The organism is Salinicola sp., from assembly GCF_982684285.1.
On the sequence record NZ_CEXLVS010000180.1, the window covers coordinates 1 to 8,390 of the forward strand.

The window sequence follows — 8,390 nt, forward strand, 5'->3', positions numbered from 1 at the left end:
CTCCCTGATGACTGCGATCCTGTTCTTTGGCGGCATGCAGCTGCTGTCGGTCGGTATCCTGGGCGAGTACGTCGGGCGTCTTTTCATCGAGACCAAGCAGCGACCGCTTTATCTGGTCGCCGAGGACAGCCTGGTCGCCGAACAGAGCCCGACCGGCAGGGAAGGCCGGGTCGACGACATGTCCGACGCCTCGTGAAGCGTCGACTCAAGCGCGAGGCGAAGACCGCCGCTCGGTTCGGGCTGGTGGGGGGTGTCGCGACGGCGGCGCATCTGTCGGTCGCGGCCGTTCTCAGCGCCCTGTGGCCGGCGCTGTCGGAGTTCCTGGTCAACCTGTGCGGCTTTCTGGTCGCCTTCCAGATCTCGCTGATCGGTCACCGACGCTTGACGTTTCGGCGTCGGGGAAAGGCCAGGCGCTTCTTCGCGCTGGCGCTTTCGGGATTCGTCCTCAATAACGGCGTCCTGGCCGTGCTGTTGGCTTCGACCCGAATTTCGGGGTTCTGGGCCATCGGCATCGCGACGCTCACCGTGCCGGTGATTACCTACATCGGCTCGAGACTGTGGGCCTTTCGCGAGCATCCCCGCTGAGCCCCGGTGCCCGCGCGGTGGCAGGCACGAAAAAGGGCTCCCGCAGGAGCCCTCGATCTTGTCGGTCGAGCTGCGCTCAGCGTGTGATCTGACGATACTCGCCGGCGTCGTTGGTCATGCGGCTCACCACCACGATGGCGATGAAGGAGGCGATGAAGCCGGGAATGATCTCGTAGACGCCGGGGCCGCCCAGGAACGAGTTGCTGAAGCCCAGCGCGATCCACACGATCACCGTCAGCGCACCCACCACCATGCCGGCGATGGCGCCGGCGCCGTTGGTCCGCGACCACATCAGCGACAGCAGGATCAGCGGGCCGAAGGCGGCGCCGAAGCCGGCCCAGGCGTTGCTGACCAGACCCAGTACCTGGGAGTCGGGATTGGAGGCGATGATCGCTGCTACCAGGCCGACCGCGACCACGCTCAGACGACCAATGGTGACGGTCTCCTTCTCGCTCGCTTCCTTGCGCAGGAACAGGCGGTAGAAGTCCTCGGTGAGCGATGAGGAGGCCACCAGCAGCTGGCTGGAGATGGTGCTCATGATCGCCGCCAGCAGCGCCGCGTAGAGGAACCCGGTGATCAGCGGATGGAACAGCAGGTTGGAGAGGATGATGAAGATCGTCTCCGGGTCCTGCACCTCGAGACCGTTGCGGATCGCATAGGCGCGGCCGAAGATGCCGACCGAGATCGCGCCGACCAGCGAGATGAACATCCAAGTCATGCCGATGTTACGTGCCGTGGGCACGTCCTTGACCGAGCGAATCGCCATGAAGCGCACGATGATGTGCGGCTGGCCGAAATAGCCCAGGCCCCAGGTGACCGCGGAGAGCCAGCCGACGATGGTCAGACCGTCGGTCCAGGAGAGCAGGGTGGGGTCTACCTGATTGAGCGTCTGCTGGGCCTGGCTGAAGCCGCCGCCGCCCTCGCCGAAGAGCACCACCGCGGGCATGATCACCAGCGCCAGCATCATGATGCAGCCCTGTACGAAGTCGGTCATGCTCACCGCCAGGAAGCCGCCGACCACGGTATAGACCAGCACCACTCCGAGGGTGAGGATCACGCCGGTGGCGTAGTCGCTGAGCCCGCCGATATCGATGACGCCGGAGAAGGCGCTCTCGAACAGCTTGCCGCCGGCCACAAGGCCCGAGGCGGTGTAGACCGAGAAGAACACCACGATGACGATGGCCGAGACCGTGCGCAGCGACAGCGCGCGGGTCGGGAAGCGATTGGCCAGGAACGCCGGAATGGTGATGGCGTTACCGTAGTGTACGGTCTGCTCGCGCAGCCGTGGCGCGACCAGCAGCCAGTTGAAGAAGGCACCGACGAACAGGCCGATCCCGATCCAGGCCGAGCCCAGGCCGGAGACGAACATCGCCCCAGGCAGTCCCAATAGTAACCAGCCGCTCATGTCCGAAGCGCCAGCGGACAGGGCCGCGACCTGGGGACTGAGCGTTCTTCCGCCCAGCATGTAATCCTCGGAAGTGGCGGTGGAAGTGCGCATGGCGTAGAGGCCGATGGCGATCATGAGCACGAAGTAGGCGATGAGGCTTATCCAGACACCGATAGCCATAGGGACGTCTCCTTTCTCTTAATTATTAGAGAGTTGTTAGTTGGTTGTTAGGTGGTTGTCAGATAGTCACCTGATCCGCCGCGCTGCCGACCGGCCTTGGACACGCCGGCAGGCCGGAGCACGGGTGGGGCGCATCGCGACTGGCGAGCGCGCGCGTTGTCCCCCTGTTGGTGTTGTTTGCGATCATGCAGAGCTCCCTTCGGCTTGTCGTTGTTGTCGACGAGTGGAAGTCACTCGTCTCCCATCGCGAGCAGCGAAGCATTCCCGCCCAGCGCAGCCGTGTTGATGGTGCGCGTCTTCTCCGTGGCGAAGCGCAACAGATAGTGCGGTCCACCCGCCTTCGGGCCGGTGCCGGAGAAACCCTGGCCGCCGAATGGCTGCACGCCGACGACAGCGCCGATGATGTCGCGATTGACGTAGACGTTGCCGACGCGGATGCGACTGGCGACATGGTTGGTGAAGTTCTCGTTGCGGCTGTGGACGCCGAACGTCAGGCCGTAGCCCTTGGCATTGATGGCGTCGATGACCTCCTCGAGCTGGTCGGCACGATAACGGGCGATGTGCAGCAGGGGGCCGAACTGCTCGGCTTGCATCGATTCGATGCCGTCGATGGCGAAGGCCATGGGGGCGACGAAGGTGCCGTTGTCGGTCTGTGCCGGGTCGAGCCTGGCCTCGGCCAGCAGGCGCCCCTCGGCCTGCATCTTCTCGACATGCGCGAGCAGGCCCTTGCGGGCGTCCTCGTCGATGACCGGGCCGACGTCGGTGCCGAGATCCCGGGGGTCGCCAATCCGCAGTTCCTCCATGGCGCCGCGCAGGATCTCGATGACCCGGTCGGCGATGTCTTCCTGCAGATAGAGGACGCGAAGGGCGGAGCAGCGCTGGCCGGCGCTCTGGAAAGCCGAGTGGACGACATCCGCGACGACCTGCTCGGGCAGGGCAGTGGAGTCGACGATCATCGCATTCATGCCACCGGTCTCGGCGATCAGCGTGGGCAGCGCGGCGTTTTCCCTGGCTGCCAGTGCCCGGTTGATGATCTGCGCGGTATCGGTGGAGCCGGTGAAGACCACGCCGGTAATCCGCGGGTCGCTGCTCAGCACGCTGCCCACGGTGGGGCCATCGCCGGGCAGGAGCTGCACCACGTCCCGGGGCCTCCCGGCTTCGTACAGCAGTTCGATCACGCGGTTGGCGCCCAGCGAGGTCTGCTCGGCGGGTTTGGCCAGCACGCTGTTGCCGGCCACGGCGGCGGCCACCAGTTGACCGGTGAAAATGGCGACGGGGAAGTTCCACGGGCTGATCGCGGCGAACACGCCCTTGCCGCTCATCATCAGTTCGTTGGACTCTCCGGTCGGCCCCGGCAGCACGGTCGGTTCGGCGAACAGCTCGCGGGCGCGGGCGGCATAGTAGCGACAGAAGTCCACCGCCTCGCGAATCTCGTCGACCCCGTCGGTGAGCAGCTTGCCGCCCTCGCGTGAGCAGAGCGTCATCAACTCCGCCAGATGGGTCTCCATCAGGTCCGCGTGACGCTCGAGAATGGCTGCGCGCTCGTCGACCGGCGTCTCGCTCCAGCGGGGGAAGGCTTGCCAGGCGATGTCGACGGCCTGTTGGGCCTGCTCGCGTGTCGCCCACTGCACGCTGCCAACCGCCTGGCGGCGGTCGTAGGGGCTGGTGACTCGCTGGCGCTGGCTCTCGTCGTCGGCGATGTCGACGCCCAGCAGCGGCTTGGCGTGATATTCCCGATCCATGAACTCCGCCATGCGATCGACGAGCGGCTGGTATTCACTGTTGATGTTCAAGTTGACGCCTTTGGAGTTCTTGCGTGCCGGACCGTAGATGTCCCTCGGCAACGGAATCTTGGTGTTGGCAAAGGTCGGATAGGGCTTGAGCGTTGCCACCGGATGGACACAGAGCGACTCCACCGGGACCCGGGGGTCGACCAGTTGATGGACGAACGACGAGTTGGCGCCATTCTCCAGCAGGCGACGCACCAGGTAGGGCAGCAGGTCCTTGTGGGCGCCGACGGGGGCGTAGATGCGGCAGTAGGTACCCTGTGGCGCTCGCGTCAGTGCGGCGTCATAGAGGGCTTCGCCCATGCCATGCAGACGCTGGAATTCGAACGCGCGCCCGGCATCGTTGGCCAGCTCGAGGATGGTGGTGATGGTGTGGGCGTTGTGGGTCGCGAACTGGGGGAAGATGCGGCCGCGGGTGTTCTCGGACAGCAGAAACCGGGCGCAGGCGAGATAGGCGACATCGGTACAGGCCTTGCGGGTGTAGACCGGGTAGCCATCGACCCCGAGCTTCTGCGACTCCTTGATCTCGGTATCCCAGTACGCGCCCTTGACCAGGCGCAGGGGAATCTCGTCACCCTGCTGGTCCGCCAGGCGATTGATGTAGTGCAGTACCGGCAGGGCGCGCTTGGCGTAAGCCTGGACCACTAGGCCGAAGTGGCCCCAGCCGCGGCAGACATCGCTTTCGAAGACGGCGCGGAAGACCTCCAGCGAGAGTTCGAGACGGTCCACTTCCTCGGCGTCGACGGTCAGCGCCACATGACGCTCCCGAGCCATCTCGACCAGCTGCTTGACGGTGCCTACCAGTTCGTCGAGAACCTGGGTGCGGCGGCCGAACTCGTAGCGCGGATGCAGTGCGGAGAGCTTGATCGAGACGGACGGGGCCGGCGTGCTGGCGTCCAGCTTGAGGCTGGTCTCGCCCACCTGGCGGATCGCCGAGGCGTAGTCGTCGAAATAGCGCTTGGCATCCTGGCGGGTACGGGCCGCCTCGCCCAGCATATCGTAAGAGTAGGTGTAGCCCTTGTTGAACAGCGGCCTGGAACGCTTGAGCGCCTCGTCGATCGTGCGACCCAGTACGAACTGTTGTCCCATGATCTTCATCGCCTGGTACATCGCACTGCGAATGACCGGCTCGCCCATGCGATTGACCATGCGGTTGATGAAGTTGGCCGGCTTGCCTTCCCGTGGCTTGTCCATCTGGATGACGTTGCCCGTCATCAGCAGGCCCCAGGTCGAGGCGTTGACGAACCAGGACTCGCTCTGCCCCAGGTAACGTTTCCAGTCGGCGACGCCCAGCTTGTCTTCGATCAGCGCATCGGCGGTGGCCTTGTCGGGGATCCGCAGCAGCGCCTCGGCCAGGCACATCAGCAGCACGCCTTCCTGGGTGTCGAGACTGTACTGCTGGAGCAGCTCGTCGATGGAGTCGACGGCCGTGTCCATGGTGCGAACATCACGAACCAGTTGCGCCGTCTTGTCACCGATGCGGGCGAAATCCGCCTCGTCGGCGTCCAGCATGGCGCACAGCTCGCCCAGGTAGGCTTCCTCGTCAACGATATAGTGGTCGCTGATCCTGGCGAACAGCGCCTCCAGCGAGGTCTGCCAGGTGGCGGCGGCCAGCATTTGGTCGGCTTTTAGCATTGTTGAACCCCATGATAATCAGCGTTGGCGATGGTGGCCGCTCGCCGGAAGCGTGCGGTGGACTGCGCCAATGGAAAAGGAGTGGTGGCTGACTCTATCGTGAAACAGGGCGACGGTACTTGCCAATTATCCGGGGGTATTTGCGAAAAAGGCCGGGTCATCGCGCTAGCGAGAGGGGCGTCGCAACTGCATGGGCGGATGGCCATAGCGACGGCGAAAGGCGTTGCTCAGGGCGCTTTGATTGGCAAATCCGGTGCGTTCCGCAATATCGGCGAGCGGCATGTCGGTCAACATGGTCAGTTCACGGGCCCGGTTCAATCGCAGCCGCATCACGAACTGATAGGGTGTGATGCCGGTCTGTGCGCGAAAGCGCTCGGCGAAGTGCGCTTCGCTCAGACAGGCGAGACGGGCCAGGTCGGATACGCTCAGGCGCTGGTCCAGCCGCTCGAGGACGAACTGCTCGAGTCGCTGGACGTCGAGCGATCGACCGCTTCGCCTCGCCAATGGGGGCGAAGCCAGGGTCGCGCCGAGGCGGGCACGCAGTGAACTGAGCAGGGTGGTGACCAGCAGATCCCCTGGCGCGTGACTGGCTTGGCTCATTTCGTGGATCAGGAACTGCAGATAGTGCTGGAGCGATTCATCGAGAGAAAAGTAGCCGGGACGGTCGAACAGGGCCCTCGATGGCCGGTTCATGCCGGTCAGGGGAGAGGCGTCGTCCGGCAGGTCGATGATCAGCTGACGGTTGTCCCCGATTCCCTCGTAGTAATGTTCGATATTGGCGGGGACCAGGCAACCGGAAAGCGGTGCCACGACCCCTCCCTGGCCGGCGATCTCGAACTCCGCGTAACCGGACAGCCCGATCACGATCTGGTGATAGTCGTGGTGGTGGTGGTGGATGGCGTTGTCGAGCGGCGCCAGCCGGATGATATCGGTCATGGTGTTCGCCGCGGCATGGCTGGCTCAGGCATGATACTCGCTCCCTTGGAGCGCCTGGTGGGCAGCCAGGTGATCGCGCAATGCCGCCAGTTCTTCCCGACCGCTGCGGGAAAAGAGCGACCCGCCCTGGGCGGCCTGCCAGGGGCGCCCGTGAGTTTCCATCAGGTGTTGGCTGCGGCGGCGCAGATTCTCCAGGTAGGCATCGTGTCGGATCGGGTAGCCGATCAGGGTGTGCCAGCGCGCTTCGCTGGCGCGGTTGTCCAGTACCGCGTCGAAAAGGTCGAGAAGATCCTGCGCCTGTGTTCGATAACGTGGAGTGCGCGATAGCATCAGCGCAGCCACGGTGGCCAGGCTGATCAGCAGGCAGATGAGGAAGACCACGAAGAAAAGTGGCATGCAGATGCTCCGGATGCGCGGCAACCGGCATAGTTTACCACGCCGGCCGCGGCGGCCCCCATAGGTCTGCCGAAGCGGTTCTCGGCGAATCGTGCCCGCCCGGTGCCTGTGCCTGTGCTACGGGTGCCGGCGATGGGGCGAGCCCGGGAAAACGGAGCCGGTCCTGTCTCGTGAGGCCGCCATCCAGACAAAAAAATCGCCGCGCAGAGCGCGGCGATAACGATCATTGCAGTAAGCTCGAGAATCCGCATAGCGACTGCTATTCAGTATCTCTTGACCCTTGAGAGTGTTTGTCGATGGAAAAGTTCCCCTCGGACGGGAACCGCCGAAGCGCTCACGCCGAGTTCTGGAACCGTACCCATCAAGGTAGTGCCTTGGCGCTTGCGGTGAATGGCGCATCTTCGGTCCACTGCCTGACCTGGCCGGTCTCGGCCACCCAGAACACGGTGACGCCCTGGCGTAGACAGAAGTCCTTCATCCCTGCCATCCGGCGGCGAAAGTCCGTGGTGTCCGGCAGGGCCAGCGATACCTGGGTCTGATCATCCGGCATCTCGCTGTCCCGGATGAGATAAAAGAAGGCCTGGGTGATCTCCATCCAGGGATCCTGACCGGCCTCGACGCTGAGCTCTCCCCGACAATCGACGATGAGGCGCTTCTGGCCGAACACCGACGTCGCTTCGAGATCGATTTCCGAGCGGGTGCCAAGGCGGTTGGCTTCACATCGATAGCCATTGCTGGCAAGCCAGCCGGCCATCGCCTGAACGACATGAGCATGAGTTATGGAAGTCATCGTTTTTGTCATGAATTTAATTAATGTTATGAAATGACGCGATTCAACTCTAGCTTGATACTTCAATGATAAGATTAACATAGACCTGCTCATCGATAGATGCATAGTTCGTATAGGGTCACACCCGTTCTGCATGAGGCGTCACCAGCAACGTTTTCGCCTGACAATCGGCGCCTCTTGGCTGATTTTTCAGCGGATTCCGGGTTTTAAAACTGTAATTTCGACTTTCGAACTGGAGACGGGGGCAGCGGGGCGGGCGGCATCTCGCGTCGTTCAGCGAATTGTGCGGCAGTGCAATTCGAGCAATTCGTTAAGATGTTTCTACTTTAATATTAAAGTTCAAGTTTCATACGAACGTTCGGCTTTGGACATCGAAAGCTCAACGGTATTGCTGCCAGGACGCAATTTCGGCGCTTCCTCTTTCTGCCAGCTGGGTACCGATTCCGGATTGGCCGCCGGGCCATCGAAAATATTGCCGGGCAGCGGTTCCCATACCGCTGGCTGACGTGAATAATTGCAGCCAATCTTGTTCGACTAAAGTAGGAGATGCTCGTGGCCGATGATCACTCGACCGGGGCTATCAAGCCCTCCCGGCGACATGCGCTGTTGATAGAGATGGCGCTTGCCGTGGGCGGGTTCGCCATTGGCGTTGGCGAGTTCACCATCATGGGGCTGATGCCGGACGTGGCCAGGG

The 8,390-nt window shown here is 63.2% G+C and carries 6 protein-coding genes and 1 pseudogene; 2 read left to right on the plus strand and 5 right to left on the minus strand.

Annotated elements, in window-relative coordinates:
- Positions 1-196, plus strand: a pseudogene (locus AC3AYF_RS14840) (hypothetical protein); the annotation flags it as partial.
- Positions 193-585 carry a GtrA family protein gene (locus AC3AYF_RS14845; RefSeq protein ID WP_298846838.1) on the plus strand — a complete coding sequence of 131 codons (393 nt, stop codon included), beginning with the start codon at positions 193-195 and terminating at the stop codon, positions 583-585. The pseudogene AC3AYF_RS14840 and the gene AC3AYF_RS14845, both read left to right, overlap by 4 nt.
- Before the next feature lie 76 nt (positions 586-661).
- Here the strand turns inward: AC3AYF_RS14845 and putP are convergent, their stop codons facing one another.
- The 5 genes from putP to AC3AYF_RS14870 all read right to left on the minus strand — a co-directional run bounded on the left by putP (position 662) and on the right by AC3AYF_RS14870 (position 7,696).
- Positions 662-2,152: a sodium/proline symporter PutP gene (putP, locus tag AC3AYF_RS14850; protein WP_295039562.1), complete on the minus strand. Its 1,491-nt coding sequence runs from the start codon at positions 2,150-2,152 to the stop codon at positions 662-664.
- 230 nt (positions 2,153-2,382) lie between these two features.
- Entirely contained in the window at positions 2,383-5,574 is a 3,192-nt protein-coding gene (gene putA / locus AC3AYF_RS14855) for a bifunctional proline dehydrogenase/L-glutamate gamma-semialdehyde dehydrogenase PutA (RefSeq protein ID WP_487779921.1), read from the minus strand.
- Between the two features lie 165 nt (positions 5,575-5,739).
- Positions 5,740-6,510 carry an AraC family transcriptional regulator gene (locus tag AC3AYF_RS14860; RefSeq protein WP_487779922.1) on the minus strand — a complete coding sequence of 257 codons (771 nt, stop codon included), beginning with the start codon at positions 6,508-6,510 and terminating at the stop codon, positions 5,740-5,742.
- 24 nt (positions 6,511-6,534) lie between these two features.
- Positions 6,535-6,906, minus strand: coding sequence for a hypothetical protein (locus tag AC3AYF_RS14865; RefSeq protein ID WP_295039571.1), 372 nt, complete (start codon positions 6,904-6,906; stop codon positions 6,535-6,537).
- Between the two features lie 361 nt (positions 6,907-7,267).
- Positions 7,268-7,696, minus strand: a complete 429-nt coding sequence (locus tag AC3AYF_RS14870; RefSeq protein WP_295039573.1) for a hypothetical protein — start codon at positions 7,694-7,696, stop codon at positions 7,268-7,270.
- Positions 7,697-8,390 lie beyond the last annotated feature (694 nt).

Bases quoted from the DNA above. Each gene is read 5' to 3' on its own strand.
- putP (WP_295039562.1), bottom strand. From the start codon at position 2,152: ATGGCTATCGGTGTCTGGATAAGCCTCATCGCCTACTTCGTGCTCATG.
- putA (WP_487779921.1), bottom strand. From the start codon at position 5,574: ATGCTAAAAGCCGACCAAATGCTGGCCGCCGCCACCTGGCAGACCTCG.
- AC3AYF_RS14860 (WP_487779922.1), bottom strand. From the start codon at position 6,510: ATGACCGATATCATCCGGCTGGCGCCGCTCGACAACGCCATCCACCAC.
- AC3AYF_RS14865 (WP_295039571.1), bottom strand. From the start codon at position 6,906: ATGCCACTTTTCTTCGTGGTCTTCCTCATCTGCCTGCTGATCAGCCTG.
- AC3AYF_RS14870 (WP_295039573.1), bottom strand. From the start codon at position 7,696: ATGACTTCCATAACTCATGCTCATGTCGTTCAGGCGATGGCCGGCTGG.